The following is a 26,738-nucleotide window of genomic DNA, read 5'->3' as shown; positions in this document are numbered from 1 at the left end:
CTTATGGATGTTGTCGAATCCCGTGACTTAAACCCTTGGCGGTGGCGACCCAGACGTCATCTCCCTGAAAGTCGATACCGAGAACATAGTTGTGCGCCGGAGCGGTGGTGACGTGAACGGGCGTAACCACTCCGTTCGCATCGCGCACGCTCATCTCCGGTGTGCCGTCTTTGAGCGATGGCCGATACACAGCCCAGTTCGTGCCGTCGTAGTAGGCCAGACCCCTGTCCGTGCCGAACCAGGCGCGGTTCGCGTCAATGCCTTTCACCACATTGGTGAAGTTCGAAGGCAGACCGCTGTCTTTGGTAAGAAAGTTATGCCAGTAGCGCCCGTCATAACGGCTGTCGCCGAAGTAAGTGGCCGCCCACACGATGTTATCGACATAACTCACCGATGTAACGATCTCGTGGATCAGGCCTTGATCTTTGAACAGCACCATCTCGGTCTCGCCATCCGGATCGTCGTACTTATCCCAGCGGCCGGTCTTCTGGTCATACTCCAGCAGGCCGCTGCCCCACACCGCCAGGTACACCTTCGTGGGCGTGGCATGCACGCCGTACACCCAGATCTCACTCATCGGCGTGTTGCGTTCGTTATAGAGCGTCCATCGATTCGTCTTCAGATCCAGGCGCGACGCCCCGGCGGCAGTCGCCGTCCACACGTTGTCGCCTTCAACGGATACGCCATACACAACATCGTTACTCAATCCGGAGTTGAGCTGCGTATAACTGTCAATGCGTCCGCCCGACACGCGGCTGAGCCCGCCCATGGTGCCGGCCCAGACATCGCCCGTCCGCTTGTCCAGCGCCAGCGAAAGAACAGCACGATGCGCAAGCCCATCCGCGGTCGTAAATGTCTTCCACGCGCCGCTCTCGTACACAGCAAGGCCGTTCTCGGTTCCCGCCCACACGCGGTCGCCATCCACCAGCACTGAAAACACATGATCATTCGGCAGTCCGTTCGCCGTGGTGAAGTTCTCAAACCGGAAATACGGAACCGCATCTACCGCAGCCATCTTCGATACATCAGGCTTTGCGGTGGCAGGATGAGCACCGCTCTTCGCGGGCGGCGCGCCACAGGCCAACGGTCCCGCAGCCACAAACAATGCGATTGCACAGAGCTTCTTCATCGCGTCCTCAGGTACTCGATCAGGTCGTTGAGTTCGTCTTTGGTCAGGTCGTTGGTGCGGCCGTGCTTGTCCTCCGGGTTGAACACGGTCCATATCTCTTCCAGAGTTTTGGCCGACCCGTCGTGCAGGTACGGCGCCGTCAGCCCCACGTTGATCAGCTGCGGCGTATCCAGCAGCCCCCCATTGTCCGTCGGCTTCTTCGTCCCCACATCGAACGAGCGCTGACTGGTCCCCTTCGGGCCGCTGTGGCAGTATGCGCAACGGTTGGCCTCCGCAATGGGCTTGCCAAACTTATCCGTAGTGCGATCGAACAGCGCCTTCCCGCGCTCCTGCGCAGGCGTCACGCTGCCGTCCGCCTGCCGCCACCGATTCGGCCGCAGAGGCAGATGCCGCACATACACCACAAGATCCGTAAGGGTGAGATCGTCGTAATTCTCTGACCGCCAGAAATACTTCTCCGTCCGCGGCCCGCACTCCATCGGAAGATTGGGATTGCCGCCGTTCCACTTGTAGGGCTCAGTGTCGCGAATGTCTTCAAGCAGCCGGTTATCGACGATGTCACGCCCGAACCCATCCGGCTCCAGATCCCACGTCAAGCCGTCAAAGGTCGAGTCGATGTGGCAGCTCGCGCAACCTATCTGTCCCTGAAACGAGTACCGCGACGTGTAAAAAGCCTGCTCTCCGTTCCGCAGGACTGTGATCCCCGTCGGCCCATCCAGATGAAGAGTGCGGATCACCAGGTTTGTGCGCGTATCGACCACACTGATCGAATCGTCAAGCCTGTTGGCAACCAGCACTCTCGAACCATCGCGCGTCATCACCATGCCCCGAGGATCATGGCCCACCGCGATCCGCGTGATCACATACTTTGCGCTCGCGCTCAGATCGCGTGCGCTCGACCCCGGGTGTGCGCGGGCGAACTGCAGCAACCGCGGCACGTCAATCACGGTGACGAATTCCGCGCCTCCGCTCGTCACGTAAATGCGGGACTTGTCAGGCGCAATCGCCACGCCGAATGGCCGCGTCGCATAGCGTTCCAACTCGTCCAGCGGCACCTCCACCGGCTCGCCCACGTCAGCGCCGAAGAGCATCAGCGTATCCGCAAATGCGCCGCTGTGCTCCAGGTGCGCAAGCGGTACAAGGTTTTTAGGATGCAGTTGCGCCACTACTCCGAGTCTGCCATCGTGTGAAAACGCCACATGAAATCCATGCGCGACGCTCTTCAGGCGAATGCGATCAGTGACCGTCGCGCGCGACGCATCGATCACAGTGATCTCCGACTGCGGCACGCTGCGATTCCCCATCTCTGTCGATTCACGCGGCGGATTGGGGTAGACGTGCGTCACATAGAGCCGCGCACCATCGGCAGAGGTCGCAATGTAACTTGCTCCTCGGCCGGCTGCCAGGCGCTTCACTTCCGCACCCGTGGCCGCGTCCAGCACGGCTACGTCATTCGAAATGCGGTTCGCCACGAAGACTTGCTTGCCGGCGCGATCTTCGGCCACGCCTGACGGCTCCGCACCCACAACCCACGTCGCTGTAACCGCCAGCGTGCGTGTGTCGATTACGCTGACCGTGTCGTCCCACGTGTTCGTCACCAGCAGGCGCCGCCCATCCCGCGATAGCGACATCCCGCGCGGAACATGTCCCACCGCCACGTTCTTGATCACTGCCCAGGTTGCGCTGTTGAGAACACGTACCTGATCGCTTCCCTGACACAACACGAAGAGCCGCCCGCCATCGAGCGAAAACGCCATCTCCAGCGGTGATGCATACGTGAGCACTTCCTGCGACAGCGGCTTGTGCGTCGCAGCCTTCACCTCTGTGCCGCAACGCACGGCTATCCCGAGCATCGCAACCACAGCCGCCAACAGCCCTCCCGCAATCACGAGAGATGCGCGTCTCTGGAGCCGACGACTCACCTTGTCTCCTCAATCGTGATCACGCGATCCAGCGCGGGTTTCTCCACGGTCTGCTCTGTTCCGCTCGGCCAATGCACAACAACCTTGTCCACCGCGGATGCCGCGCCCAGTCCGAAATGCAGCCGGCCGTCATTCTGCGACAGGTAGCCGCTTCCGCCCACGCGCTCAGCCAGCCAGTGCTTGCCGCCTGCGAAGACCTCCACCTTGGCGCCAATTCCATCGCGATTGCTCTTCGTGCCCTTCAGCTTCACATCCACCCAGTGACCGGTCGCCGCAGACACGTTGTGAACCAGCGTGCCGCGCGCGCCCAGGTTCACGACAAAGGCATCCATCCTGCCGTCATTGTCGTAATCTCCAAAACATGCGCCGCGCGCCGTGGTGCGCACGCTCAACACGGGGCCGGCATCGCGGGACACGTCTTCGAACTTGGCCTTGCCGAGGCCGCGGAAGACCGTGTGCTCCTGCGGAATAAGGTGGATCAGCCCACCATGAAAGATCAGTATGTCGAGCAGCCCATCGTTGTCGTAGTCGTATACGCCGGTGCCCCAGCTTACATATTGAGCGTTCGTTTGAGACACCCCATTCGATGCTCCGGCGTCCTCGAACCCCTGCTTGCCCGCGTTGCGCAAGTAGCGGTTATAGTGCCCGTCCGTGACCCACAGGTCGAATGCACCGCGCTGTTCAAAGTCCGCGAACACCGGCCCCATCGACGAGGTCGACTCGCCGTTCTGCCCAAATGCCGTACCGGTCTCGTTGGCAACCTCTTCAAACGTGCCATCGTGCTTGTTATGAAAAAGGAAGTTCTCCGTGCGATCGTTGGCAACATAAATGTCGTCCCATCCGTCGCCGTCATAGTCCGCAGCGGTCACGCCCATCGTGCGCCCCACAAAGGCGCTGATGCCCGACTTCTCAGACACATCCGTGAATGTGCCTTTGCAGTCACCGTGAAACAGTTTGTTGGTCTCGCCTTCGTAATCAAGAGGCCCCGGATAGTTATCCGCGGCGTAGAACGCGCGATACTTCGGATCGAACTTCACATAGCGCCCAACAAACAGATCCAGGCATCCATCCTTGTCGTAGTCCAGCCATGTCGACGCAATCGCCCACCCGTCCACCTTGAGGCCGGACTTCTCCGTCACGTCCGTGAAGTGTCCGTTGCCGTCGTTGTGGTAAAGAGCTAGGCGCCCGTAGCCCGTCACCAGCAAATCCACAAAGCCGTCGTTATCGTAGTCAGCCGCGGCCACCGCGATCGAATACATGTCCGGATTCAAGCCGGCCTTCTCTGTCACATCCGTGAAGCGCCCGTTGCCGTCGTTGCGATACAGATGGTTATGCGGCAGCGGGTTGGGCTTCTCTTTCAACGGATACGGGTGCATCGCATCGTCAAGCGGCCGGCCGTTCACCACGTACAGATCGGGCAAGCCGTCATTGTTGTAGTCGAACCACACGCAGCCTGCGCCCGTTCCCTCCAGCAGCGACCCCAACTGTCGCGATCCAAAGCTGTGCACAAAGTCGATGCCTGCTTTAGCAGTCGCATCTTCAAATTGAATAGCCGGCTTCGGCGATGTCTCCTGCGCCTTCCCCTGCGTCCATCCGTACGGCGCTCCTGAAACACCAATCACTGCAATCGCAACAAGCAACTTCATTTTCAAGGTCTCCCCGCAACCGCCGGCTGCGCTGCCCCGGTCAGATCCACTGCGGTCGTGGTGCGCAACAGAACAGCCGGCACGCGATTCTCTGCAGCGCGTTCCGGGCCGGTATGGCAGCCCACGCAGATCCGCTGTTCGCCTTTGCGCATCCAGAACCAGCCGTGCTCCTGGCGCAGCACCTTCCCCTTCGCATCCAGCAACGCAAACCGAATCGGCGCGTCCGCCGGCGCCTTCACAAAAAACGATCCATCCTGTTCCACCGGCGCGCTGCCCAGCGCAACCGTGTTTCCGCCGGCATCAAGCATGTCCAGCCGCACGCGCGCAGGGACCTCCGTCAAATCGCCCTCACGCGATTCCCGCGCATCCAGCGCCAACACATTCCCGTAGTTCCAGTCGTGCAGCGCCGACGGATGGCGGTGCGGCCGCATCCGCTCCTTCACCAGCACCGGCTGCACCAGGCTCTCTCCCGGCAAAGAAAAAAACGGCTGCAGTTGCGACGCTCCCTGTTTCCATAACTTGAGCGATGCGTGCGCGCCGCCTGGCTCTCCGGCGCTCACCAGCCACTCGCCCGTACGCGTCTCGACAACCCCACCCATGTATTCCGCCCTCGGCGCTGCCACGGGCGCCTCAGCCGCAAGAGGCGAAGCAAACCGCGCCAGCCCTGCCCCTGCACCCGCCCCGTGCGTAAACACCACGTCTCCCGATGCAAGCTGCTTTCCACCCCACCGTGCCGCGCCATGGTCACAGCGGTATGACTCCACACCTGAACCATCCGAGTAGACCAGGTAGAGTTCCGGCGTTTTGCCCCCGCCCAGCGGATACGCTGACTCAAAAAGAATGCGTCCATCTGCCAGCACGTCTGCCGGAACCGCGCTGCCAGGAATGTGCGTGAGCTCAACCCGCTCCGATCCATCCAGCTTTGCCGCCGTCAGTTGGAATCCATTCTTGGTTCGCTGTGCAAACACCAGGCGATCGTCAGGCAGATATAGCGGCCGGATCCTGTCCGCATCACCGCCCGCCACCTCGCGTACCGAACCGTCGGCGAGCGTCACTTCCCAAATCGCCCACGGATCGCTTTGGTTCTTCTTACCGGCGAAGAGCGCCCTCTTCGCGTCAAACGAGACATCCCCATCGGCCGTGGCGGCAAAGCCCTCTACGAGGGGCTCGGCTTTTCCATTCCTGATGAGGAGCAAGCGCGCGCCACGCACAAATCTCTCTGCACCACGCACGGCAGCAGTGGCGTCGTAGGCCTCCGTGGCCGTCACAAGCACCGGTTCCTTCACTGTCGAGGCGATTTGCCCGCCAAATCCACAAAAGCTCAGCACAGCTAAACACGGAGCGGAGGCTGCAAGCAGTCCGTACAACAACCTCATCCCACGGCCTCCATCGCACGCGTGCGCTCGCCCCCGCGGGCCGGCACGCGCTGCCGCAGGGCCACGTACGGTTCAAGCGATGCCATCATCTCGTCGAAATCGGCGAAACTCAGCGTCTGGTCCGCATCGCTCCATGCCTTGTCCGGATTGGGATGCACTTCAACAATCACGCCATCCGCGCCGGCCGCCACCGCGACGCGCGCCAGCGGCGCCACCAGCTCGCGAACGCCCGCCGCATGGCTCGGATCAGCAATCACCGGCAGATGCGATATCTGCTTCAGCAGCGCAATCGCAGCCACGTCGAAGGTGTTGCGCGTCGCCGTTTCGAACGTGCGGATTCCGCGTTCGCAAAGGATCACATGGGGATTGCCATTATCGAGAATGATCTGCGCCGAACGCAGAAAGTCCGCAATCGTCGCCACCATGCCGCGCTTCAGCAGAATGGGACGGCCCGACCGCGCCGCCGCCTCCAGCAGCGAGTAGTTCTCCATGTTGCGCGTGCCGATCTGCAGAATGTCCGCATACTCTGCCACCGCCGGCACATCGCACTCGCTCATCACTTCGGTCACAATGGCGAGACCGCTCTCCTCGCGCGCACGAGCGAGCATCTTGAGCCCTTCCAAACCCAAACCCTGAAATGCGTACGGAGAACTGCGCGGTTTGAATGCGCCTCCACGAAGGATGCGCGCGCCCGCGCGGCGCACATGATTGGCGGTCGCCAGCAACTGGAACTCCGTCTCCACCGAGCACGGTCCAGCCATGGTAATAAATTCGTCGCCGCCGATCTCTAAGTCCAGCACCGGCACAACCGTCTGTTGATGCCGCGTGCCTTTTAAAACATCCGGGGACTCGGAAAACTGCTCGTGCCAGCTAGCTCGCACGTCCGCTCCATTCCGGGGAAGAAGGTTCAGCCTACGCTGTTCGCCGCCTCCCCGCCTCCACCCAAAGGTTGAGCTGCCTGAGCCACTTACGGCCGCACCAGCCTCTCCGTTTCTACCGGCGGAATAAACGTCTGTCTGTGACGGATGACCTTGACCGAGATCCCAAAAAACGTTTGTAGTTATGTGCTCGAGAGACAATCACGGCGCTCATCTGCGCCGAATCCTTCACATCTCAATCGAGTCAGCTTCTCGCACCCGGCAACTATCCGCGCGCCAGGGCCGGCGCTCGATATCCAAACGCCGCATCCAGCACCGCCGCCACGCCCAGCACCACTTCATCGTCGAACGGCCTCGACGCAATCTGCACACCAATGGGCAAACCTTCCTTCGACTTGCCCACCGGCACAATGGCCGCTGGCGCAGCCATCGCATTGAACCATTGCGTGTAGCGCCATGCATCGAGGTACTCCACGCGCTGTCCCTCAACCATCCACGCGCGCTCCCCATGCCGAAACGCCGGCACACTCGCCGCCGGGCACAGCAGCACAGGATAATCGCGCAACTCCTCCAGCGTCTTCGCTCGCAACACGTCCAGCTCGGCCCAGGCATTGAGCAGTTCCGTTGCCGACAGCGGTCCAGCAGCCTCCGCAAACCCAAGAAACTCGCGAAACACAGGACTCAGCCGCTCCCGTTTGCCTCGGATCGCCGGCTCATAAAACATCGCGCCGCATTGAACAAAGAAGGTGTTCCACAGCTTCCGCAACTGCTCCAGCGTGCGCGGCCGGAACGGCTCCACTATGAACCCAGCCTGGCGTAAGGCCTGCGCGGCACTCTGCACCGCAGCACGCGTTTCCTCGGTCACCGGCGCAAAACCGTCATCCTCAAACAATCCGATGCGCCGCTGCCGCAGTTCATCCAGCGTGTGCGTGCGCAGAGGCACCGGCGGGCTCATCGGATCCTCAGCATCCTGTCCCGCCAGCACCCGGAACATCAGCGACACATCCTCGATGGTTCGTGCCATCGGCCCAATCGCTCCCAGAATCGCAAACGGCCCCACGCACGGCGGACAATGCCCGCGCCCCGGCACACGCCCCGGCGTCGGCTTCAGCGAGCAGATGCCCGTGAAATGCGCCGGAACCCGCACTGATCCTCCGCTATCGGATCCCAGCCCCGCGGCCGACATACCCGCCGCAATCGCCGCCGACTCGCCGCCACTCGAACCTCCCGGCGACCGCTCCAGATCCCACGGATTGCGCGTCTGCCCGTGCAGCAGGTTCTCGGTCTCATACGCCATCAGAAACTCGGGGCAGTTCGTCGTGCCCAGGATCAACGCCCCCGCCGCGCGCAGTCTCCGCACCACCTCAGCATCCTCCCGCGGCACATCGCCCTTGTTCAGCAGGCTCCCAATCTCGCACCGGTATCCCGCCGTCGCAATCGACGACTTCACCGTCACTGGCAGCCCGTGCAGCGGCCCCCGCGGCTCGCCCGCCGCATCCATGGCGCGCGCTTGCACACGCACCCGCTCCCCATCGAAATCTGCAAACGCGTGGATCTGCGGCTCCAGGCGCTCAATCTGCGCGATGTGCTCCTCCGCCAGTTCGCGCACGCTCACTGCACGCGCGCGTAACATTGCAAGCTGCCGCACGGCAGGAGCCAACACCAGTTCGCTCACCTGTGCGCGGCTCCTCGTTGTGTGCTCTTATCCTCGGCGGGAGTAGAAACCAGATCGCGATAGTCAAATCGGAACGCCCGCACCGGTTCCCCTGAATCGAAGCGGTTGTTCCAGTCCAGCTGATAACTCAACGCGCCGTTGTCATCCGGGAACGCCTCGCTCGCCGGATACGGATACTTGCTCATTCCATGGAACGGCATCTGCGACACCGTAAACGGCGAAGCATCCCACCAGTCCATGTCCTTCACAAACCCGTTCGCGTAGAAGAAGTAGTCGCGCTTCCATCCCGCAGGCAGCATGGGCAGCTTCGCCTCATCAAACTCCGCAGCGATCTCTTCACCGCTGCCGAAGATGACATAGCGATCGTCAATGCCCTTCACCAGCTCCGTCACGTCGCCAAAGCGCGTGTAATTCCCGCGCTGATGCTGGAACGGTCCTGTCAGGCTCACGCGATCGTAGTCGTAATCGAGGTCGCCCGGGCTCGCGCCCTCCATCTGCTTCGGATAGCCCCGGAAGTGCAGCGTGGCCGCGCTCATCGGCACCTCGGTAGTCTGCGCCTGCGCATGGGCGCTCTGATCAATCAGCGCCTGGTCCCAATAAATTTCGAGGTTCGTCATCAGCCGGATCTTGCGCGTACCCGCCGGCACCTTGCCCGTCAGATCAATCACGATGGTGCGCTCCAGGCCTGCCGGGAATCCCGCCTCGCCCGGCGTGATCCGCTGCCATGAGCCATCCGCCATCTGCGCCTCCGCATACGGCGACACCGGCTTGATCCCCGCCTGCCACGCGGCATAGAGCGACGTCGCGCTGAAGTAGTTCACATACCCCGTCATCAGCAGCCGCAACGGGGACTGCGCGTCCAGCGAACCCACGTCGATTGTCAGCGCATGCAGATTCGCGAATCCGTCGTACGGCGTCGCCGCAAATCCGCTCGCGAAGCGATGATCGCGCCGGCTCAGCGCATCGAGCACATCGTGGCCCTCCCCATCCCATGCGCCCAGCGGCAGCCGCGCGCCTTCTGAAGCGATCACCCGCCCCGATGCAAACGGCGGATCATCCAGGAACTTCTCATCCGGATTCACCTCCACATCCGCCCGATGATCCACCGCGACCAGCCGCAACTGATCGATGTAGTTCACCTCTTCCATGGGCTCGATGAAGCGCAGGCTCAGCTTGCCGTCCACACTCGCTAGCTGCTTCCCATCCACCTTGATCCACTCGCCGGGATTGGGAATGTTTCTGCGCGTCGGCGTGAACCAGTGCCCCACCACGCCGGCGCCGATCACATCCGTCACCAGCTTGTACTTATGCCCGTCCCACGCAAACAGCACCGGGCACGAGCTGCCGCGCCGGTCTGCTTCCTTCATCGCAATCACCGGCCCTTTGGGCAAATCAATCTCATCCTGCAGCACGCCCGTGGGCCAAAGGATGCGCAGCAACTCCACCCGGTCCGCGTCCCCCAGCCCCACCAGGATCTGCGGCGCCGACTGCGTTCCATACCCCACCGCGCCCGCCAATTCCCACTTCTGCCAGTGCCCTTCTGCAAACGCCTCCATCTTCACGCCAATGGCCGTCTTGTTATCGGCATAGCCGCTCAGGTCGAGCCGCACGGAATGATTCTTGTTCCCCCCCACATTGCGCAGCAGCACCGGCGCCGCGTTCTCCTGCGTCACAATCAGGTCCGCGGCCCCATCGCCGTCCACATCCGCTGCAATCAATCCGCGCGGCGCCGTCAGCTTCACCGCATCCAGCCCCAGCGTTTTGCTCACGTCCTCAAAGCTGCCGTCGCCTCGATTGCGCCACACCCGTACCTGCGCCCCCGCTTTGGTCTCAACAATCGCGGCCAGGTCAATCCACCCATCATTGTCGATATCCACCGGCGTCAAGCCCCAGCCGCGAACCGCGCCCTCCACTGGCAACGTCGCGCGTTCAAAACGCCGCGCTCCCTTTTCGCCCTCCACATTCCGCCACAGGGTCACGCCGGGCGCACCGGCATGCGTCACCGCGATGTCCATCCAGCCGTCTTTGTTGAAGTCGAGCACCGCAATGCCTTCGGTCGCCGCAAGCTTCTCCTCATACAACGCCTGCGTCGGATACTTCCCTTCCCGCGGATTGACAAACAGAACCGGCGCAGCCCCGTCGCCGGTGGTCGCAATGTCCACTGCGCGATCATTATTGAAATCCGTCAGGATCGCGGCCGCGGTCTTCCCCGCTCCGCCCAGGCCGGTCGGCTCAGTCCACTCCGTGAATGTCTTGTTCCCATTGTTCCGCCACAGCACATTCGCAGTAGCAGCGGCCCCTGCCGAACCCGTCACGAACAGATCCAGATCGCCATCATGATCGAAGTCAATCCACGTGATCCCCGTCGGCTTGTTCTTCGCAGCCAGCCCCGCCTCATCCGTCACATCCTGGAACTTGCCCATCCCAAGATTGCGATAGAGACGCAGCGAATCATCCATGGCCACCGCCAGATCGTTCAACCCATCGGCGTCATAATCCCCCACCGCGCACGCCACCGCACGCCCGCTCGCCTTCAGGCCCGCCGCCGCTGCATCCAGGCTCTCGAACTTCCCGTCAGCCTTCCGATGCATCACCCCAATCGCCTGCGCCCCCGACTGCATCAGCACCAAGTCCATCTGCCCTGACCCAGTCACATCCAGCATGCATGCCCCGCCGGTAAACCCGGTTGCCGGTACGGGTGCAGGTGCGTGTGCAGGTGCGGGTGCCCCATCCAGGCTTTGCTTGGGTGGGCTGGCAACACCCATCGCCTCCCCCACCAGCTTCACCGCGATCATCGCCTTCCGCCCGCCCTCATGCTGCTCAATCGGCGTGACGGTCGAGTAATGACCCTGCTCTCCATACGCCAGCCCGATGGCCGAGGAAATCTTGGTGCTGGTCAAATGCTGGAACGTCTTGAAGTGCTCGCGCGCGTCCTGCGTATTGCCTGACCGCTGCAGCGCGCGCGCCAGCGCAAATTCCGCCGAGGCATGCATGGGATTGATCGCCAGTGCCTGCTTGAAGGTGGCGATCGCCTTGTCATATTCCTTCAGCTCCGCGTAGCAAACGCCTTCGAAGTAATACGAATCCACGTCGCGCGGGTCCAGCTTCACCGCCTCCTGGAAGCTCTTCAGCGCCGCCTCCAGTTCGTTGCCCGCATGCTGTGCCAGCCCCAGGTTGTACCACGCCTGCGCACTCTTCGCGTCCAGCACGATCGCCTTCTGCAGCACTTCTTTGGCGCCGTCCAGCTTCTGCAGCGTCATCAGCGCGATGCCCTCATTGATGGCGGCCTGCGCCATCTTTGGATCGGCCTTCATCGCCTCCGCAAAGCTATCGGCGGCCTTCTCCGTAAACTGCTGGCTCATCTGCGCCACGCCGCGATTGTTCAGCCGAGCCGCCCGGTCGTACTCCCCATCCGCGCCATAAGCGGGAAGCCCCGCCACCAGCACCGCCAACGCAATCCAAAGCCTCGTCCATCCAGTCAACATCTTCCCCACTTCAACCCCAGGCGCAAGCGCGCATTTCCTGACCCGTCTGCTGTGAAGTTCCAGTGTATTTCAGCCGATCCTCCGCCGCCTTCCACCCCGCCGCCGCGTTCAGTGCGATCAACAAAGTTGAATCAGCCTTATACTGCAGGAGTGATCGCTAAGATGGGCAGGCTCGATTGGCAACCCCTTCTCGCCCGGCTCCGGTTGCCTTCTCCGCCGCTCCAGGTGCTCGATCAGCTCTATCGCCAACCCATACTGATCACCGGGGCCGGCGGCACCATCGGCTCCGCCCTTGCGCTCCGCCTGGGAAACATCGGCCCGTCCTCGCTCCTTCTCCTCGACACCGCCGAGAGCCGCCTCTACGATCTGCAGCAATCCTGGCAAACCGAAGGCGTTCCCGGCGCGATGACACCCATTCTCGGCAGCACCGCCGACCGTGCCCTGCTCGACGAGATATTCACCACTCGCGCCCCATCCATCGTCTTTCACACCGCCGCATTCAAGCATGTCGCGTTAATGGAAGAGCAGCCCCTTGCCGCCATCGCCAACAACGTCTATGGCACCTTGACGCTCTCGCGAGCCGCATCCGCCGTGGGCGCGCGCACCATCCTGCTCTCCAGTGACAAGGCAGTCGAGCCCGCTTCCGTCATGGGCGCCACCCGGTGGTTGTCGGAACGCATTGTGCTCGCGGCCGGCGGCATTGTTCTCCGCACCGGCAATGTGCTCGGGTCCCGCGACAGCGTCACCGAAACCTTCGCGCTCCAGATCGCTGCGGGCCAGCCGCTCACCATCACAGATCCCGCCGCCCGCCGCTACTTCCTCACCCTCGACGAAGCCGTCAACCTGCTCATGATGACCCTCGCGGAACCCCCAGGTTCGCTGCTCGCCCCTGAACTTCGCGAACCCACTTACATCACCGACCTGGCACACTTCATGGCTCAATCTCTCGCGCCCGATCGCAGCGTGCCGATCGATTTCACCGCCCCACGCCCCGGCGAGAAAGATCCGCTTCACTTCTGGGCGGCCGCCGAGTCGCCCCGCCCTGCCGCCCTGCCCGGACTGCTCTCCCTGCAGTACCACCCCATCGACGTGCCGTCCCTCGAATCAGGACTCGCCGACCTCCGCGCAACCCTTGAAATGCGCGACGCCTCTGCCGCCATGACGCAACTCTGCGAACTCGTTCCTGATTACACGCCCAGCCCTGCCGTGCGCGCCGCCTCCAACCTTCGGGTCTCTTCGTGACGCCTCCTCCGGCGCGCCGCCGCATCGGCGTCGTCACCACCTCGCGTGCCGATTACAGTCACCTCTACTGGCCGCTTCGTGAACTGGCGGCCCGGCCTGACGTCGAACTCGGCGTCTGCGTTCTCGGCCCCCACCTCTCGCCCACATTCGGTTCCACGGTGCAGGAGATCGAACGCGATGGCTTCCCCATCCGCGCCCGCATTGAATGTCTGCTCAGCTCCGATACCGACACCGCCATGGCTAAAACCATCGGCGTCGCCATGCTGGGCCTCGCCGACGCGCTCACCGCCTGGCGCCCTGACATCCTCCTGCTCATCGCCGATCGCTACGAGATGCTCGCCCCCGCCGCCACTGCTCTCGCCATGCGCATTCCCATCGCCCACATCGAAGGCGGTGAAGTCAGCCAGGGCGCCATCGATGACGCCGTGCGCAACGCCCTCACCAAGCTCGCCCACATCCATTTCACCTCCACGCCCGCGGCTCGGCGGCGCGTCATCGGTATGGGCGAAGAACCCTGGCGGGTGCATCACGCCGGAGCGCCGTCCATCGATCACCTCTATCGCTCCCGCCTGCTCGATCGCCCAGCTCTCGAGGCGCGGCTCGGCCTGGCTCTCTCTCCTCCCGCCGTGCTCGCTGCCTGGCATCCGGTCACAATCCACCACAACACCAATGCGGAAGCCGACGCCCTCTTCGCCGCCCTCGCGCAGTTCCAGGGTCAGCTCATCTTCGTCTATCCCAACGCCGACGCCGGGGGCCACGCTCTCATCGAGCGCACAAAACTCTTATCGGCTGTCCGCCCCGCGACACATATCTTCGTAAATCTCGATGCGGTAACTTACTGGAGTCTTCTCTCCCACGTGGACGCGATGATAGGTAACTCCTCCAGCGGAATTATGGAAGCAGCTTCCTTTGCCCTGCCTGTCATCGACATCGGCATGCGCCAGCAAGGTCGCGAACGCGCAGCCAACGTCCTCGACACACCCGCGGATCCAAACGCCATCCAAGCCGCCCTGTCGCGCGCCGTCAGCAAAGAGTTCCGCGCTTCCCTTGCCGGCATGACCAATCCCTACGGCAACGGAACCGCCGCGAATACCATCGCCCGGGTCATAGCCGAAGTGAGTCTCGACGGCCTGCTCATCAAAGCGCCCGCCCCCCTCGGCCCCGCATGCGATCCCGTTATCTCCTGACCATTCATCCCCGCCCATTTGGAATGCCGCTCCGTCGCACATCGTGAGCCTTTACACATAATCGTTTTAGTGCGCGACTTAGCTCAAGACTTGCCAAGCTGTTGATTTCTTGATATGTTGGGAATGTCAGTTACTTCCTATCTAAAACAAAATATCTCTAACCGAGCAAGGCAACCAGGATGAGATGGCATGCATCATCTCAAGTTTTTCGGAGATCTCCGATTTTTGCTCCTGGGGTTGTAAGTCCCGAAGGTTACAGATGAAAGCAACTCTCTGTAAGCAAGTGGCATCAACTGCAAAAGTACGGCTTCAACAACGTTGAATCAACCTGAACGGTCCAGGGCTGGCGACGATAGCGCACGCCCCTTCCCACATCTGGTTTTCTGGCCGAGCGAGCCCGATTCGGAACTCGCCCCCGTGCCTTCTCCTCGTTGCGTTGCGACTTTTGCAGTTTGCGTGTCCTTAACTGTAGGCATCATTTCAGTGTGAAGAGCAGGTGTATATGGTGGTCAAAGCGCAAAGCAAAGGTCAGGGTCTCTCTGGAATCCACGTCGGCACCGATAACGTCCGCCGCTATTTCCCGAAGAACATCTCGACCATCGAGTTACAGTTGGATCATCTTCAGATCCAGTGTGGACTGGCTCCTGATTTCTGGCAGGGCCAGCCTGAAATCAACGACCCGCGCCTCTGCGCGTGGCTCGAAACCAAGCACATGCACGCAAGCCGCAACCGCACTCCCGTTCCGCTGGCCATGGTCCCGGCGGGCAAAAACGCGTTCCGTCTCCAACCCGTCTCCGCAGACGCCGTGCGCGCCAAGATGCACACCCGCCCGGCGGCCTGAAAACCTCTACCCTGCCTTCTGCCGGAAGGGATGCGCGGTTCCATCGCCGTCCACTTCCGGCATTCGTGTTTCTGGCCCTGAAAACGTTTCGCAAGCCGCCCGCCCTGCTTTCACTCCTTCCCAATTGATATCCTCGACAAGGAATGAATACCGCACAACTTCAGCAGGCCATTGAATACGCCTTCGCGGCCGGCCCGGCCGCCGTTACCGATCCTGCCGCCCTCCATGTTTTCAATGAATTCCGCAGTGCCCTCGAGCGCGGAGAAATTCGCTCCGCCTCCCCCGACCCCGCCTCCCCCACCGCCTGGAAGGTAAACGTCTGGGTCAAGCAGGGCATCCTCCTTGGCTTCCGCCTCGGAGTCCTTGAAGACCTCCCCGCCCCCGGCCTCTCCTTCGTCGACAAGAACACCTACCCGGCGCGCCACTTCACCAGCCACGACGGCGTACGCGTTGTGCCCGGCGGCTCCGCGGTGCGCGCCGGCGCCTTCGTAGCCCGCGGCGTCGTCTGCATGCCCCCGATGTATATCAACACCGGCGCCTATGTCGACGAAGGAACCATGGTCGATTCGCACGCCCTCGTCGGCTCCTGCGCGCAAATTGGCAAGCGCGTCCACCTCAGCGCCGCCGCCCAGATCGGCGGCGTCCTCGAGCCCGTCAACGCCAGCCCCGTCATCATCGAAGACGACGTCCTCATCGGCGGCAACTGCGGCGTCTATGAAGGCACGCTGGTCCGCACCGGCGCCGTACTCGCCGCCGGGGTCATCCTCACCCGCGGCACCCCGGTCTACGACCTCGTCCACGGCACCGTGCTGCGCGCCACCGACGAAGCACCCCTCATCGTCCCCAGGGATGCCGTGGTCGTCCCCGGCTCCCGCGCCGTAAGCAAGGGCAAGGGACAGGAATGGGGCCTCAGCCTCTACTGCCCCGTCATCGTGAAATACCGCGACGACAAAACCAACCTCAGCACCACCCTTGAAGACCTGCTGCGATGATCCGCTTCGGCATCGTCGGCCCCGGCCGCGCCGCGGCCCGCTTCGCGCAAGGGCTCGCCGCCCTTCCTGAGGCTTCGCTCGACGCCGTCTGGGGCCGCACGCCCGCACGCGCGCAAGCCCTCGCAGAGCGCTTTCACATCCCCCGCGTCGCCCCGTCCCTCGCCCACCTCCTCGCCGCCGACATCGACGCCGTCTACATCGCCACCCACCCTGACACGCACGCCGAGCTCTCCATCCAGGCCCTCGCCGCAGGCAAGCACGTGCTCTGCGAGAAGCCCGCCACCCTCAACCTGCGCCAGCTCGAACACGTCCTCGCCGCCGCCGGCCGTCACCACCGCCTCTTCATGGAAGCCATGAAGCCGCCCTTCTTCCCTCTCTACCAGAAGCTGCGCCGGCACCTGCTGCATGACCCCATCGGCCCCATCGGCTTTGTGCGCGCCGGCCACTGCGACTCCACCATCGGCCCCGACTACCCCCTGCACTTCCTCGAACTCGGCGGCGGCGGCCTCCTCGGCATCGGCCCCTATGAAGCCTTCCTCGCGCTCGATTGGCTGGGCCCTCTGAAACGCGTACAGACCATGGGCCGCCTCAGCCCCGCCGGCGTTGACAACTTCGCCCTCTTCCAGACCGAGCACGAACACGGCATGGCCCAGCTCCACACCGGACTCGACCTGCTCAGCCGCGGCGATGCCCTGCTCTGCGGACCTCGCGGCTATGTCCTTCTCCACGCCAACTGGTGGAACCCCGCCCGCGCCACAATCCATTACGCCGACGGCCGCCAGGTCCACCTCGATGAGCCCTTCACGCACGGCGGCTTCAACTACGAAACCGCCCACTTCTGCGGCCTGATCCGCGATGGCAAGCCCGAGAGCCCTGTTCTCACCCATGCCCTCTCTCTCGGCACGGCGCGCCTCCTTGAAGAAGCCCGCACCGCCCTCGGCGTCCGCTTCCCCGGCGAATAACCCGCAAAGCAAAGGCCGCTCCGAAGAGCGGCCCCGCTTCACCATTGTTGATGGCCGGATGTGTTGATGGCCGGATGCCCCACCCTCGCGGCGCCTTTGTTTTTTGCCGCCAGGGTGGGAGAAGTTTACTGCTGCGGCGGATGCGCCGTGCTCTGCTGCGTTCCATCGCCCTGCCCCGGCTGCGACGCATTGCCCGTCTGCCCCGGCTGGCTCTCCTGCACGCCAATCGACTGTCCTGACACCACCAGTTCCACGCGCCGGTTCTGCGCACGGCCTGACGATGTCGCGTTATCGGCCACGGGATGCGTCTTGCCGTATCCCTGCGCGGTCACATTCGCATCCGGCACGCTCTGCTGCACCAGGTAGTCGCGCACAGAATCGGCACGCTGGTCGCTCAGCTTCAGGTTGTAGTCGTCCGAGCCGATGCTGTCGGTATATCCCTCCACCTGCACCTTCAAATCGGGATACGCCAGCAGAATGCCCGACACCTTCGCCAGCTTCTCTCGCGCTTCGCCTTTCAGCGTGTACTTGTTGAAGTCGAACAGCACATCCGGCATGCTCACAATCAGTCCGCGCGCCGTGTCCTGCGTCTGCAGCACCTGGTTCAATTGCTGCTTCAGGCGCTCGCGCATCTGCTGCTCCTGCTGCTGAGCATCCTGTGCCTGCTGCTGCGCCTGGGCGGCCTGTTGCTGGGCTGCCTGCGCCTGCGCCGCGGCCTGTGCTGCCTGTGCCTCAGCCTGCTCGCGAGCCGCCTTGGCCGTCTCCGCGCGCGCCTTGGCCTCTTCCGCCGCGGCCTCGGCCTGCGCCCGCTGCGCCGCTTCCTGCTGCTGCTGCATCTGCGCCTCGTGCGCCTGGCGCTCCGCATCTTCCCGCGCCTTGACCTGCGCCGCGTCATCCTCTTCCTTGATCTTGCGGATGGTGATGATGCGCGCATCTTCGGCGGCCTGCACAGCCTCGCGGGCGTACGTAATCACTTCCTTCCGATCCCGCTTGTGCGCATCGCCTGCTTCCGCATTCTGAAGCGCCGTCGTGGCCGTGCCCAGGGAGTCCGAAGCATACTTCTCCGCTCCGCCGGCCTCGGCGATCTGCACCGCATTCTCCGCCTCGTATATCTCCAGCGGGGATTTCCCGTTACGGCCAATCGGCTTCAGAACGCTTTTGCGTCCCGCCGTCTGCGCATACGCCCCGCGAGGCAGCAGGTTATAGTGCGCCACCACGCTCTCAATCACGCCCGTCGTGCGCTTCTCCACCACGTTCTGCATCACCACCAGGTCGCTCGGCGTGGTTACGGCAAAGTACGGCTCCGCCGTGACAATCAATCCGAACGCCTGCAGGTTAGTTGTCACCTGCATCTGCAGCTTGTCCTTGCCGCCGGAAGGCAACACCTCGCCCAGGTTCACCGGCCGGCCTTCCGGAGTAATCGCCCACAGCACATAGGTCAGATACTCAGAGCCAAATCCATTCGCCGGGCTAAGTCCCTTTAACTGCAGATCGATCGAAGTCCGCCCGGCATGCGGATCCACCTTCGCCTCACCGCTCGCCTCCGGCATCAACTGCGTGCCCTCAAAGCCGATATGCGTCGCGCCGCTGCGATGAAAATAGTTGACGGCCGGAATGTCGCGCGCCACCACCTGGATGCGATAAAGCGGCTCCCCCCCATTGATCTGCGGCACGGGTTGCTGCGGCTGATTCTGCGGCTCCGTCGGATTCGACTCCTGCGCCGAAACCACTCCGCATGCTGTAAGCGCCAGCAGAGCCAGCGAGTATCTCAGTGTTCCGGTCATCATCTGCATTCCCTTTCAATATGTAGCTATTTAGATAAGCTCAGAAGCTCGCGTCGCCGGCGTCCGGGCGCGATTGCTCATGTGGAATGGATGCCGCGCCTTAAGTCACAGTTGGTTTTCGATACGGTTCTGACCCCTCGCAGGCCCGTGGTCCATCGCGTATTCGCCACGCATCGGGCTACCGGGCAGCCACGCCGTTACTAACGGCTGCACGCAACCAGTGCAGCAACCCGGACCTTCATGAGAATGGCCTGCCGGCTAAATCCACTGGAACTTGTCCCAGTGTCACTCAGCCTTACCTGTGGCTAGCCTTGACCCGTTTTTGGCAGAGCTCTTGGAAAGAGGAGTACCCGCATGTCTTCACACCAGCCCCCGAACAATGCTTCCAGAAACGAAGTGAAGGTGATGGTTCTTGCCGACCTGGCCCAGATCTGCCGAAAGCTGGCTGACCATGAGGCGATACCGGAAGCAATGCGTGAACAAGCCCGCAATTATGTGAGACAGTTCGAGTTTCTTTTGCCAGTCCGCGGCCAGGGTAATCCCGATGAGCATACATGGGGCGAGACGCTGCTGGTCCAGATCGCCCAGTTTCTCCCCACTGTGGTTCAACTGCAATCATGGCCTGCTGTGCGATGACAGCGTCAAGCCACCCCTTGCCTCACATCCACAGCGTCGTATGCCCCGCCATGCACGCCTCCATGGCGCGCTCCACCAGCATCTCTGACAACTCAAAGCCGTGGCGCGCGTAATACCACGCCGCACCATGCACGCGCTCCTGCAGATGCCCGCCCGGAATCAGCGCATTGTGAATCGCCTGCGCATGCCGCCCCAGCGACTCTTCCTTCTGCGTCTGGAACCGTGCCGCCAGCCTGCGCAGCCTGTTCATCTGGTAGCGCATCTTGCTCGCCGCCGTGTCAGCCGAGCGCCCCAGGCCCGCATCCATGGCATGCATCCACTCCAGCAGCGCCGTCAGCTCTTGATCCAACCCGTTGCCCGCCGCGGACAACTTGCGCTTGCCGTCAATCGGCAGCGCCCGCGCCGCCACCAACTGCGTCAGCCCATCCAGCGTCTCGGAATAAACGCGGTCCAGTGTCAGCTCGTGCCTGCGCAGCAGTTCCGCAATGTCGGGCTCCACAACCGTCGCCGAGAAGCGCGGCTGCGCCGGCGTCATGCGCCCCAGTATGCCCTCGAACAGCACCTGCGACTGCGCAAAGTACGCCACCTCCGCAGGCCCGCCAATTGTCAGTGAGGTCGAAAATAGATAGTCCTGAAACACCGGCCGCAGAAGAGCCGACGGGGAGATGCGCTCCGGCTCCGACTCCAGAATGCCCAGCAGATCCGCGGTCGAACATCGTTCCCGCCCCGCCTGCCACATTCCATCCGGCTCTTCCGCACTCTCCGCCAGACGCTTCAATGCATTGCGCGCTCCGCTTTTCTTATCGATCAAAAACAACAGGCTGGAGCGCTCTGAAACCAATACCTGGGAGTGATAGCCGGCGCTCTTCAGTTCCTTGTCGCGCTCCAGCAGCCTCGCCGTGAATTCGTCCGCGCGCGTGATCGCTTCTCGCAGAATCGGCGCGCCCATCCCATGCACCTCGCGGCTGCATGCGTCGAACACCAGTAGCCCCTGCGCCCCAAACGCGCGCCGGTAAAAATCCCCAAAAGCCTGCGCAAAAGTCCGCCCCGGCTGATACGCCTCGTTCAGCGCTTCCAGCGCGTCTGACCAGCCAATCAGCTCGCCGGCCGCCTCCAGCAGCGGCTCAATCGCCCCATCCAGAACGATTCCGCCCACCGGTACAGCGGCTTGCGGCGTCGTCCCGTACACCAGCTTGCGCAGCTCGCGGCGAAACGGAAACTCGACATTGTTGATCTCCGCAAAGTCGTGGTCCTCGCTCGCCAGCCAGAAGATGCCCACATGCGGTCGTCCCGCCTCGGTGGCGCTACGCGCGCGCGCCAGCGCCGTCGCAGCCTTCAGCGGAACAAACAACGGGCCTCCGAACAGCCCCACCTGCTGCCCCGTGAGCACCGCGCCCGCGCCCTGCCGCAGCGCTTCAATCGAACCCGCGGCCGTCGCTCCAGGATTCTGCCGCGCAAGAATGTCAATGAGTTCAGTCCGGTGAGCAGCAGGAGCGGGGCGCTGCTGCCAGCGCTCAGGATCGGAGCCGCCGTAGAATCGACGCGCCGCCGGCTCGCCGGAACAATAGTCCAGAAACAACCGGCTCATACCCGGAGCCACGGTAATTGGATGACACTCTGCAGTCGGCAACGGATCAACTCTCAGCGTGGTTTGGACCGGGGGGCCCGGCGCGTGTTCGGAACGGCTCATTTAAGGATGCCACGCGCCGCAGGTTCGATGCAGGAATGCGCCGCGAGCATGCTCCAGGGCGGCCCCGCGCAGCCACCACCCGGCCCCTGCGTATACTCGAACTGTCTGCGAACTGAGGAGATACAATCCACAATGCCCAAGGCCAAAAAGGCACCCGCCCCATCCTCAAAGAAGTCCGCAAAGAAATCCCCCGCCCCCACCCCCGCCAGGGGCAGGAAGGCGAAATCCGCAAAGTCCGCCAAACCCGCGCCCCTGCCCAGGAAGAAACACCTGCCCCTCGGCTCTCCTGAGCCCATGGAAACGGCCGAGGTGCTCGCCTCCGAGGTGGTCTACACGGGTCCCGTCTTCCGCGTCACCAAAGACAAGATCGTCGAGCCCAATGGCAAGCAGGGCGTCAAGGACGTGGTCCGCCACAACGGCAGCGCCGTCATCCTCGCGGTCGACAAAAGCAAAAACAAAAATGATCCCTGGATCGTTCTCGAACGGCAATACCGCCACGCCGCCCGCCAGTTCCTCTGGGAGCTGCCCGCCGGCACTCTCGATCCCGGCGAAGACCCGCTCGCAGGCGCCCAGCGCGAGCTCGAAGAGGAAACCGGATACCGCGCTAAAAAATGGAAACCCCTGGTCCGCTATTTCGCCAGCCCCGGCTTTCTGGGCGAAGCCATGAACGTGTTCCTCGCCGAGGGCCTGGTCGCCGGAGAAGCCAAACCAGAAGACGACGAAGACATCGAGTTCCGCCTCGTCAAGTTATCGAAAATCATGAAGATGATCCGCAAAGGAGCCCTCCTCGACGGCAAAACCCTCACCTGCGTCCTGCTCTATCACGAGCTGCTGCGGAAAAAATGATCCACTGCGATCGGCGCGAGGCCTTCGCACACCATCGCCCGCTCACCATCGCCGCTTATGACCCTTTTGAACAGGGAATCTGGATTACGGAAAAACCTTTGCTCCCGTTTTCACGTCATAGTGTGGTAGCGACGCGGCGAAGTTCCCCATCCTCACCTCTTTCGCAGCGTGGCGTACTTCTCTCGATGCAAGGAAGGCGGGGGCCTGTGGCTCAGTACAAAGGAAAGGTCAAGTGGTTTAACAACGCCAAGGGCTACGGATTCATCGGACGTGAAGACGGGCCAGACGTGTTCGTCCATTACTCTGCGATTCAGCTGGACGGTTACAAAACCCTGAAAGAGGGCGATGATGTTGAGTTCGACATCGTTCAGGGCCAGAAAGGACCTCAAGCCGATGGAGTGTTGCGGCTGAGGGACAGCGGCACAACCGCCCATAACACCGCAGCCTGATCTGATTCGTCTTACGGCGTAGGCCGGAATCTCCGGCCGTCGTGCGTGTGGGCTTCGCCCACCATCAGGCTGCATCTATGTCTTGGCCTCTCTGAGCACGCTGTTTCCGGCGCGCCCCGCACCCGGGGTGCGCCGTTTGATTTTGCGCCCCACCACGAATCGTCCCGCCACCAACACAGATGCCCACCCTCGCCGCGTCTTTGTTCTCGCCGCGTCCTTGTTCTCCCCGTCAGGTTCCGACGCCACCCCCTTTCCTATACTGTGTTGGGAGAGCCAACCCATGGACAACGCATCAATGGCGCGTCTGCTCGAGCAGACAGCCGATCTGATGGAGATCGACGGAGCCGACGGTTTCCGTATCCGCAGCTACCGCAACGCCGCTGAAGCCATCACCCAGGCCACCGCGGACGTCGCCTCCCTTTGCGATGACACCGCCAAACTCCTCGCCATTCCCGGCATCGGCAAAGGCATGGCCGCCAACGTCAAAGCCATGGCCTGCACCAGCACCCTTCCCCTGCGCGATGAGCTGCTGGCCAAATACGGCATCAGCATTCTCGAACTCATGAAGCTCCCCGGCATGGGCCCAAAAACCATTGCCCTCTTCTGGTCCACGGCTCAGGTCAACTCCATCGATACATTGGCCGCTGCCATTGAAACCGGCAACCTCGCAAAGCTGCCGCGCATGGGCGCCAAGGCCATTGAGAAGATCAAGAAAGGCATCAACGATTACCGCCGCAGCGCCGGGCGCTTCCGCATTGACCAGGCGCAGGATGCCGCCAACCAGCTCACCACGTATCTCCTCGCCTTCCCTGGATTCGAGCGCGTCACCCCTGCCGGTTCCCTCCGCCGCGGCCGCGACACCGCCGGCGATCTTGATCTCCTGGTCACCGGCCCCGCCTGCGCGCCCGAGCACACCGCTCAAGGCGTCGAGTACGTAGCCGCCTATCCCGCCATCGCCGACCTCATCGTCAAAGGCGACAACAAGGTCAGCTTCCACCTCGCCAACGCGCTCCAGGTGGATGTGCGCCTGCTCCCCACCGCAAGCTACGGCGCCGCGCTGCAATACTTCACCGGCTCGAAAGCGCACAACGTCACCCTGCGCCAGCGCGCCCTCAAACTGGGCTACACCCTCAGCGAGTGGTCCCTCGCGCGCCTCGATGACGAATCCGTAGTCGTGGCCGCCGCCACCGAAGAAGAAATCTACGCCGCTCTCGGCATGGACTGGATCCCGCCCGAACTGCGCGAGAATCTTGGTGAAATTGACAGCGCCCTCGCTCACACGCTGCCCCGCCTCATTGAAGAGGCGGACATTCGCGGCGACGTGCACATGCACACCCATGAGACCGACGGCCGCAACTCCATCCGCGAGATGGCCGAAGCCGCCATCGCCTGCGGCTACCAGTACATCGCCATCACCGATCACTCCCAGTCCCTGGCCATGACCAACGGCCTCGACGAGGCGCGCGCCCTCGCGCACCTCGCCCGCATCCGCGACGTCGAGCGTGAACTCGAAGGCCGCCTTCGCATCTTCACAGGGATTGAAGTGGACATCCTCGCCGACGGCGCCCTCGATCTCGACGACGAAGTGCTGGCCCAGATGGACGTGGTCATCGCCAGCATCCACTCGCGCTTCGATCAGAGCCGCGAGGAAACCACCGCACGCCTTCTCCGCGCCATTGAAAATCCATACGTCCGCATCCTCGGCCACCCCACCGGCCGCATGATCCTGCGCCGTGAGCCTTACGCGCTCGATATGGCTGCCGTCCTGCGCCGCGCCGCGGAACTGGGCGTCGCAGTCGAACACAACGCTTCCCCTGAGCGCCTCGATCTCAGCGACCGCGACCTCCGCCTCGCCAAAGAGCTGGGCTGCCGCATCGTCATCAACACCGACGCTCACGAGTGCCGCACCCTGGGCAGGATGAGCTTCGGCCTGCGCCAGCTCCGCCGCGCCTGGCTTACTCCCCACGACGTTCTCAATACCCTTCCCGCGGACCAGTTCCTGTCCTCACTGCGCACGCGTGCGCAGACTCTAGCCTAGGGGCGTGGCATGAACGCAAATCGTTGGATTCGAGCGTTGCGTTCGCTGCCAGCTCTCGCTGCCCTGTATCTGCCCACACTGGCCGCGCAGCAAACCCCGCGCATAGACGAAGCCGCCCTCATCCACCGCATCGACGCGGCCAATCACTCCCGCTACGAACACGTGCTCAGTTTTACCGACGTCGAGCACTACGCCGTCTTCCGCGGCGACGACCAGAAGCCCGCAGCCGAGATGACCGTCAAGATGACCTACCGCAAAGGCGTGGGCAAGAACTACGAGATACTCTCGCGATCCGGCTCCGGCCTCATTCAGAAATTCGGCCTCGAGCCGCTCCTCGCGAACGAGAAACAGATCAACGATCCCGCCGTAGTGAAAAACTCCTGGTTCAGCTCCGCCAACTACCAGATGCACCTCAAGCCCGGCGCTACCCTCGAGATCAACGGCCGCACCTGCGTGGCCCTGGCCATCGAGCCCAGACGCAAAGCGCCCAACATGATTGACGGCACCCTCTGGGTTGACCCGCGCGATGGCACCATCGCGCAGGTGGAGGGCGTGGGCACCAAAAGCCCTTCCCCCCTCGCCGGCGCCGCGCACATGACCCGCCAGTACTCCAACATCCAGGGCTTCTCCATGGCCCTGCACGCCCGCGCCGAGTCCCACAACGCGCTCATCGGAAAAACCGCCGTCACCGTCGACTACACCAACTATTCCCTGCAGAGTGTCAGATAGAGCGCGCTTCTAAGTCCTAAATCCCTACTCCCTGTTCTCTGGTCCCTGGTCCCTGTTCCTCGCCTCAAAGCAACCGCCCCCTCCAACCTCCGCATCCCACGGTCCGTGCCGGCGGAAGCAAGCTTTCAACCGGCTGCCCAGGAGGGAACGCAATGCGAAAAAATTCTGAATCTCCGAGCACTTCAAACTCACAGGATCAAAGCGGCAAAGGCTCGGATTCACGCAGCGATACCCAGATGAAAAGCGGCGCTGGCGCTGGCAGCACCCACAGCGGCGGCTCCGGTTCCACCGCGAACAGCTCTCAGACCTCCGCCAACACGGACCGCAGCAACACGGACCGCAGCAACACGGATCGCAGCAGCACGGACCGCAGCAACAATCGCGGCACCGACCAGAGCAACGAACGCTCCGGCATGCAGCACACCAACGCTGGCAACACTGGCACCGGCAGCGGCCAAATCTCGCCCGTCACGCAGCACCCTCACGACCGCGGCAAGTCAGCCGGCGGCTCGCAACCCAGCTCTGGCGGATCCGACAGCAAGCGCTGATCTTTCACGCAAGTTCCACTCCACCCCAAGCCCTGCCGGAGCACTCCCGGCAGGGCCGAAACTTGATGTCAACCTCCCGCTAATTGGTACCCTCCTGGCCGAGGCTTCAGCACCAACACAGCGCCGAATGAATCTCCGTACGATGGAGGAAGCGGAGCTCTGCAACAAGGGCACGACTTCAGTCGTGCCGCCAGATCCTCATTCAATGAGCATCTGGGCTTTTACAGGCTGCGGAAAAACTGAAAATGAGCAAGGTTTGTAACAGGGCACGACTTCAGTCGTGCCGCTAAGGCTAATAGAATGTGTGGCTCTACAGGCTGCGGAAAAACGTGGGATTCTGGGTAGGCCAGCCGTAGCAGGGGCTTTTACAGGCTGCGGAAAAACTCAAAATGAGCAGGATTTGTAACAGGGCACGACTTCAGTCGTGCCGCTAAGGCTAATAGAATTTGTGGGCTTTAGCCCCTGCCACTGCCCGACTCACCACAAAACCCGCCTTTTTCCGCAGCCTCTTTAGCCCCTGCCGCACTCCCCCTCCCAGAGAACCCTGTCCGAACCGCCCCTTCCGGATTCCTCGCCAAGCCGCGTCAATCCGGCTATCATGATTGCGTTATGAGCCTTCTCCAGCAGGGCCCCTCCGGTATTGACGATGCCTCCCGCGGCGAGGAACTGACCAAGGGCACCAG

20 protein-coding genes are annotated in these 26,738 nt (G+C 62.7%); 11 read left to right on the top strand and 9 right to left on the bottom strand.

Annotation, left to right across the window (positions count from 1 at the left end; all coding sequences use genetic code 11):
* Position 1 precedes the first annotated feature (1 nt).
* The 7 genes from VGL22_RS04955 to VGL22_RS04925 form a co-directional block, all read right to left on the bottom strand.
* Complete coding sequence (locus tag VGL22_RS04955; RefSeq protein ID WP_465265784.1) at positions 2-1,129, bottom strand: ligand-binding sensor domain-containing protein; 1,128 nt, start codon at positions 1,127-1,129, stop codon at positions 2-4.
* The gene (locus VGL22_RS04950) at positions 1,126-3,051 is read right to left on the bottom strand and encodes a YVTN family beta-propeller repeat protein (RefSeq protein WP_465265783.1); all 1,926 of its coding nucleotides are present in this window, start codon (positions 3,049-3,051) and stop codon (positions 1,126-1,128) included. Before VGL22_RS04950 ends, VGL22_RS04955 begins: the two co-directional genes overlap by 4 nt.
* On the bottom strand, positions 3,048-4,697 hold the full coding sequence (locus VGL22_RS04945) for a CRTAC1 family protein (RefSeq protein ID WP_465265782.1): 1,650 nt from the start codon (positions 4,695-4,697) through the stop codon (positions 3,048-3,050). Before VGL22_RS04945 ends, VGL22_RS04950 begins: the two co-directional genes overlap by 4 nt.
* Positions 4,698-4,699: 2 nt before the next feature.
* Entirely contained in the window at positions 4,700-6,073 is a 1,374-nt protein-coding gene (locus VGL22_RS04940) for an HzsA-related protein (protein WP_465265781.1), read from the bottom strand.
* Positions 6,070-6,954 carry a 3-deoxy-7-phosphoheptulonate synthase gene (aroF, locus tag VGL22_RS04935; protein ID WP_465265780.1) on the bottom strand — a complete coding sequence of 295 codons (885 nt, stop codon included), beginning with the start codon at positions 6,952-6,954 and terminating at the stop codon, positions 6,070-6,072. Before aroF ends, VGL22_RS04940 begins: the two co-directional genes overlap by 4 nt.
* A 262-nt stretch (positions 6,955-7,216) precedes the next feature.
* Complete coding sequence (locus VGL22_RS04930; RefSeq protein ID WP_465265779.1) at positions 7,217-8,626, bottom strand: amidase; 1,410 nt, start codon at positions 8,624-8,626, stop codon at positions 7,217-7,219.
* A complete protein-coding gene (locus tag VGL22_RS04925; protein WP_465265778.1) occupies positions 8,623-12,111 on the bottom strand; it encodes a CRTAC1 family protein in 3,489 nt (1,162 codons plus the stop codon). The genes VGL22_RS04930 and VGL22_RS04925 overlap by 4 nt, the downstream gene beginning before the upstream one ends.
* A 162-nt stretch (positions 12,112-12,273) precedes the next feature.
* Here VGL22_RS04925 and VGL22_RS04920 point away from each other — a divergent pair, with 162 nt between their 5' ends.
* The 5 genes from VGL22_RS04920 (at position 12,274) to VGL22_RS04900 (ending at position 17,335) form a co-directional block, all read left to right on the top strand.
* A complete protein-coding gene (locus tag VGL22_RS04920; RefSeq protein WP_465265777.1) occupies positions 12,274-13,353 on the top strand; it encodes a polysaccharide biosynthesis protein in 1,080 nt (359 codons plus the stop codon).
* Positions 13,350-14,540, top strand: coding sequence for a UDP-N-acetylglucosamine 2-epimerase (gene neuC, locus VGL22_RS04915; RefSeq protein ID WP_465265776.1), 1,191 nt, complete (start codon positions 13,350-13,352; stop codon positions 14,538-14,540). Before VGL22_RS04920 ends, neuC begins: the two co-directional genes overlap by 4 nt.
* A 502-nt stretch (positions 14,541-15,042) precedes the next feature.
* Complete coding sequence (locus VGL22_RS04910; RefSeq protein WP_465265775.1) at positions 15,043-15,381, top strand: hypothetical protein; 339 nt, start codon at positions 15,043-15,045, stop codon at positions 15,379-15,381.
* Positions 15,382-15,524: 143 nt separating this feature from the next.
* Positions 15,525-16,373 (top strand): 2,3,4,5-tetrahydropyridine-2,6-dicarboxylate N-succinyltransferase, encoded by an 849-nt coding sequence (locus tag VGL22_RS04905; RefSeq protein WP_465265774.1) that lies wholly within the window; start codon positions 15,525-15,527, stop codon positions 16,371-16,373.
* Positions 16,370-17,335 (top strand): Gfo/Idh/MocA family protein, encoded by a 966-nt coding sequence (locus tag VGL22_RS04900; protein WP_465265773.1) that lies wholly within the window; start codon positions 16,370-16,372, stop codon positions 17,333-17,335. The genes VGL22_RS04905 and VGL22_RS04900 overlap by 4 nt, the downstream gene beginning before the upstream one ends.
* 125 nt (positions 17,336-17,460) lie before the next feature.
* Here VGL22_RS04900 and VGL22_RS04895 read toward each other — a convergent pair whose 3' ends face one another.
* Positions 17,461-19,122 (bottom strand): OmpA family protein, encoded by a 1,662-nt coding sequence (locus VGL22_RS04895; RefSeq protein ID WP_465265772.1) that lies wholly within the window; start codon positions 19,120-19,122, stop codon positions 17,461-17,463.
* A 351-nt stretch (positions 19,123-19,473) separates the two neighbouring features.
* Between VGL22_RS04895 and VGL22_RS04890 the strand changes: the two genes are divergently transcribed.
* Positions 19,474-19,755 (top strand): hypothetical protein, encoded by a 282-nt coding sequence (locus tag VGL22_RS04890; RefSeq protein ID WP_465265771.1) that lies wholly within the window; start codon positions 19,474-19,476, stop codon positions 19,753-19,755.
* A gap of 22 nt (positions 19,756-19,777) precedes the next feature.
* Here VGL22_RS04890 and bshC read toward each other — a convergent pair whose 3' ends face one another.
* Entirely contained in the window at positions 19,778-21,445 is a 1,668-nt protein-coding gene (bshC, locus tag VGL22_RS04885; protein WP_465265770.1) for a bacillithiol biosynthesis cysteine-adding enzyme BshC, read from the bottom strand.
* 132 nt (positions 21,446-21,577) lie between these two features.
* Here bshC and VGL22_RS04880 point away from each other — a divergent pair, with 132 nt between their 5' ends.
* The 5 genes from VGL22_RS04880 to VGL22_RS04860 all read left to right on the top strand — a co-directional run bounded on the left by VGL22_RS04880 (position 21,578) and on the right by VGL22_RS04860 (position 26,055).
* Positions 21,578-22,291: an NUDIX hydrolase gene (locus VGL22_RS04880; RefSeq protein ID WP_465265769.1), complete on the top strand. Its 714-nt coding sequence runs from the start codon at positions 21,578-21,580 to the stop codon at positions 22,289-22,291.
* Between the two features lie 206 nt (positions 22,292-22,497).
* Complete coding sequence (locus VGL22_RS04875; protein WP_465265768.1) at positions 22,498-22,740, top strand: cold shock domain-containing protein; 243 nt, start codon at positions 22,498-22,500, stop codon at positions 22,738-22,740.
* Positions 22,741-23,020: 280 nt separating this feature from the next.
* The gene (polX, locus tag VGL22_RS04870) at positions 23,021-24,778 is read left to right on the top strand and encodes a DNA polymerase/3'-5' exonuclease PolX (protein ID WP_465265767.1); all 1,758 of its coding nucleotides are present in this window, start codon (positions 23,021-23,023) and stop codon (positions 24,776-24,778) included.
* A gap of 9 nt (positions 24,779-24,787) precedes the next feature.
* A complete protein-coding gene (locus VGL22_RS04865) occupies positions 24,788-25,507 on the top strand; it encodes a hypothetical protein (protein ID WP_465265766.1) in 720 nt (239 codons plus the stop codon).
* Positions 25,508-25,743: 236 nt separating this feature from the next.
* A complete protein-coding gene (locus VGL22_RS04860; protein WP_465265765.1) occupies positions 25,744-26,055 on the top strand; it encodes a hypothetical protein in 312 nt (103 codons plus the stop codon).
* Positions 26,056-26,738: the final 683 nt, after the last annotated feature.

This window comes from Occallatibacter sp. (genome assembly GCF_036502485.1).
In the GTDB taxonomy this organism is placed as follows: domain Bacteria; phylum Acidobacteriota; class Terriglobia; order Terriglobales; family Acidobacteriaceae; genus Telmatobacter.
This window is presented reverse-complemented; position numbering and strand designations above follow the sequence as displayed.

What these genes read in the sequence shown, in the direction of transcription:
- VGL22_RS04865 (WP_465265766.1), top strand. Translation starts at nt 24,788, where the DNA reads ATGAACGCAAATCGTTGGATTCGAGCGTTGCGTTCGCTGCCAGCTCTC.
- VGL22_RS04880 (WP_465265769.1), top strand. Translation starts at nt 21,578, where the DNA reads ATGCCCAAGGCCAAAAAGGCACCCGCCCCATCCTCAAAGAAGTCCGCA.
- VGL22_RS04920 (WP_465265777.1), top strand. Translation starts at nt 12,274, where the DNA reads ATGGGCAGGCTCGATTGGCAACCCCTTCTCGCCCGGCTCCGGTTGCCT.
- polX (WP_465265767.1), top strand. Translation starts at nt 23,021, where the DNA reads ATGGACAACGCATCAATGGCGCGTCTGCTCGAGCAGACAGCCGATCTG.
- VGL22_RS04910 (WP_465265775.1), top strand. Translation starts at nt 15,043, where the DNA reads ATGGTGGTCAAAGCGCAAAGCAAAGGTCAGGGTCTCTCTGGAATCCAC.
- bshC (WP_465265770.1), bottom strand. Translation starts at nt 21,445, where the DNA reads ATGAGCCGTTCCGAACACGCGCCGGGCCCCCCGGTCCAAACCACGCTG.
- VGL22_RS04860 (WP_465265765.1), top strand. Translation starts at nt 25,744, where the DNA reads ATGAAAAGCGGCGCTGGCGCTGGCAGCACCCACAGCGGCGGCTCCGGT.
- VGL22_RS04890 (WP_465265771.1), top strand. Translation starts at nt 19,474, where the DNA reads ATGTCTTCACACCAGCCCCCGAACAATGCTTCCAGAAACGAAGTGAAG.
- VGL22_RS04905 (WP_465265774.1), top strand. Translation starts at nt 15,525, where the DNA reads ATGAATACCGCACAACTTCAGCAGGCCATTGAATACGCCTTCGCGGCC.
- VGL22_RS04925 (WP_465265778.1), bottom strand. Translation starts at nt 12,111, where the DNA reads ATGTTGACTGGATGGACGAGGCTTTGGATTGCGTTGGCGGTGCTGGTG.
- VGL22_RS04895 (WP_465265772.1), bottom strand. Translation starts at nt 19,122, where the DNA reads ATGATGACCGGAACACTGAGATACTCGCTGGCTCTGCTGGCGCTTACA.
- VGL22_RS04900 (WP_465265773.1), top strand. Translation starts at nt 16,370, where the DNA reads ATGATCCGCTTCGGCATCGTCGGCCCCGGCCGCGCCGCGGCCCGCTTC.
- VGL22_RS04945 (WP_465265782.1), bottom strand. Translation starts at nt 4,697, where the DNA reads ATGAAGTTGCTTGTTGCGATTGCAGTGATTGGTGTTTCAGGAGCGCCG.
- VGL22_RS04955 (WP_465265784.1), bottom strand. Translation starts at nt 1,129, where the DNA reads ATGAAGAAGCTCTGTGCAATCGCATTGTTTGTGGCTGCGGGACCGTTG.
- VGL22_RS04940 (WP_465265781.1), bottom strand. Translation starts at nt 6,073, where the DNA reads ATGAGGTTGTTGTACGGACTGCTTGCAGCCTCCGCTCCGTGTTTAGCT.